The organism is Limnofasciculus baicalensis BBK-W-15 (genome assembly GCF_024178385.1).
GTDB lineage: Bacteria > Cyanobacteriota > Cyanobacteriia > Cyanobacteriales > Coleofasciculaceae > Limnofasciculus > Limnofasciculus baicalensis.
Genome location: NZ_JAMZMM010000566.1, coordinates 1 through 2,754, shown reverse-complemented (window position 1 = coordinate 2,754; position 2,754 = coordinate 1). Strand labels below are relative to the sequence as shown.

General features: G+C 35.9%; 4 protein-coding genes. All 4 read right to left on the bottom strand.

Annotation, left to right across the window (positions count from 1 at the left end):
• Positions 1-121: 121 nt before the first annotated feature.
• Entirely contained in the window at positions 122-328 is a 207-nt protein-coding gene (locus tag NJ959_RS28170) for a hypothetical protein (RefSeq protein WP_254015074.1), read from the bottom strand.
• A 244-nt stretch (positions 329-572) separates the two neighbouring features.
• Complete coding sequence (locus NJ959_RS28165; protein ID WP_254015073.1) at positions 573-1,025, bottom strand: hypothetical protein; 453 nt, start codon at positions 1,023-1,025, stop codon at positions 573-575.
• A 458-nt stretch (positions 1,026-1,483) separates the two neighbouring features.
• Entirely contained in the window at positions 1,484-2,434 is a 951-nt protein-coding gene (locus NJ959_RS28160; protein ID WP_254015072.1) for a hypothetical protein, read from the bottom strand.
• The coding region (locus tag NJ959_RS28155) for an AAA family ATPase (protein WP_254015071.1) at positions 2,434-2,754 on the bottom strand (321 nt) is incomplete at its 5' end. The genes NJ959_RS28160 and NJ959_RS28155, both read right to left, overlap by 1 nt.

Sequence of the window (2,754 nt, the reverse complement as noted above, 5' to 3'; positions counted from 1 at the left end):
GGAGTAAGATTTCCTGCTCCCCCTTCCCTAGTAGGGAAGGGGGCTGGGGGGGTTAGGTTTTTCGACTTGTTGAAACTGCTGCAAGTTATTAGTTATAAGTAACTAGCAACTTAGATTATTACTAGTGGCTAGTTTTCCAATCATAAATCATGCGAAATGCCCAGATGCTTAATGTAGCACCGATTAAAAGCCCTAACAATGACCCCCAAAGCGGAAGAGCAACAGTACCAATTTGAAATGACCAGTGAGTAAAGAGTCTGATAAAATGCAAGAGTGCAACTAGACTAAAAATAGTTGCTGAAATTAGGATATAGTTTTTTTCACTCATATCTAAATCCTTCCTTCTGTGTCCGATAGGGACTACAGATATCTGATTACGCCTCATGCCTAAGATTTTACATCAATCTCAAGAAGACTTATTCATAAATTATCATTTTCGCAACAAATAGTTATCTATCTTTTCCATACTTAACATTCAATTTCGTCGCCGGAACGATGGCAACGCCCGCCTTCAGCATCGCTTCCTCACCGATGGAGTAACAGTTAATAAGCCCTACTCTATATCTAGCGCACTAATCATAACAATTATAGATATATTTCGTTGCTTCAGCACTGTAAAGCTTTCTACCGTTTTGAAAAACTGAAATTGAACTATATCCTCCTCGCTTCTTTGTTTGAAAAACCTCATATTTGTAATTGCCATTGAATACTTCCCATTTTTCTGTCCATTCATTACTATCTAAAATTTGATAGTTTGCTGGTAAAAATATTTGGTTATTAGTTTTCCTGTCTTGCCCAATGTAGAAATATTCATTTCCAGCAGTATCATAGACACAAGACTCACCATGGAAACAGATCGCGATGTTAAATTCTTTGGTTGACAATGCCATGTATGTGTCCAGTTTTTTGTTTTTACACAAAATGGAATCTCCAGTAGCTATGTCTAATCCTTGGGCAGGGATAGGCATAGGTAATAGAAGGAGGAAAGATAAGATACTATTGGTGAAAATTTTTACTCTATTCATAGTAGGTTTAAATTCTCCTGAATCGAACATCTAATCATTATGATGTCTTAGTCTATAGCTGCTGAAATTATAACTCACATTGATAGTATCTTCATCTAAATATAAGCAAATCTGACTCACGATAACCTTCCCGCTAGATATTCTGCTTCCAGGCTGGCGCATTCCTCGTCATAAGCGGCAAATTGTACTAGAAAGTCAAACTGGAGTTTTAGACAAGCGAAAAGGAGAAGAAAGGAGACAACAACTCAATAAAATCAAAGAGAAAGACAAGGATGAACACCAGCTCACAGTAAGGGATAAGGAAAATTTAAAAAATGTCTTACCAGAAATATTGTTGAAAGCTCGTCAGTATATGGGTAAAAAAACACGACAAATGTCTTGCCAGGTAGAAATATTCTGGGGTAGAGAATTAGCATGAGCTATGCTAGCAACCTATGAGCAGATCCGTTCACTGGAAATTAGCAACATCGCTGAAAATAAGGTTTCAACATCGCACCTAACTGTTGAACAATAAGAGCATTTACGTTATTCTCTAACTCCCGTAAAAGTATCTCACCGACAAAGGTTTCATAGCTAAGATTTTGGATGGAGAGATGATTGACAGCTTGACCAAATAATCTAGTTAGTGCTTCTTTTCCTCGAAAGAATGTCTTGGCTTGGTTAAAATCTATGGTGCTAGAATCATTTAACCAGGATGACCACGACATTTCCTGTAATTTTTGATTAAGCATAGATTTTTGATCTCTTATATTGTTTCTATATTCTTTAGCTGCACTAGCTATTTCTTTTCTTAACCAACTTTCAATTTCTGGCAGACTAGGCAGGACTTCATTGTTTAGTTTCTTTAAGCTAAACCGTGTATTGGCTCTTTCTCGAAATCGGAACCTTAAGCATTCAACTAACTCTTTAACAATAGAGTCCTTGAAATACTGTAGCAACCATTCATCTAGTTGTTCTTTTGTTAAAATGTTTGTAGTATTTCTTCTAACTGGCTTATCATTCGGTGCTTGAGTTGGGATATGATTGAAAATTATAGCTATCGTTTCTGTTTCTTCTAAAATAAAATTTTCCCATTCATGTCTTTCCCAATAAATTATTCGAGCCGCCTTATTCTTTATTAGATGGTCATCTGTTTTTTCATTTTGGACATTAACTTGATTTTGTGTTCTGAAATCTTTATCTGAAATGGCAATAACTGGTATTTCTTTGTGCAAACTACTCTTCTTATATATCATTTTAGCAATGGAGTTAAAGTTTCCACCGCCACCTATCTCAACAACATCGTAGTTTATATTCGGGAGAACAGCTTCCGAAATCAATCTGCTAATTGCTCGCTCAATGAATTCAACTTCGGGACTATTTGGTTCCCCTTCAATTAAAATATATAAAAAATTATCCCAAATTTGCATTATTTTTCTTCCAAATTACCCAAAGTTACAATCTCAGAATCATAAAACAACTTGGTCAGAGTAGGAGAATGAGTAGTAAAGATATATTGGTTATTTGAGTCATCTTCTCGAAGGACTTGGATTAACCTTTTTTGCCAAGCTGGATGGAGATGAAGTTCTACCTCATCAATTAAAACAATAGAATTTTTTGCTGTGTCTACTGTCAAGCCAACTAGAATTCTCAAAATTTGGTGTTCGCCTGAACTCATTTGGTATAAATCGTACTCTATCCCATTCCTTTTAAGAATTAACGTATCAGAGCTTGGTCCAGACTCTAACCC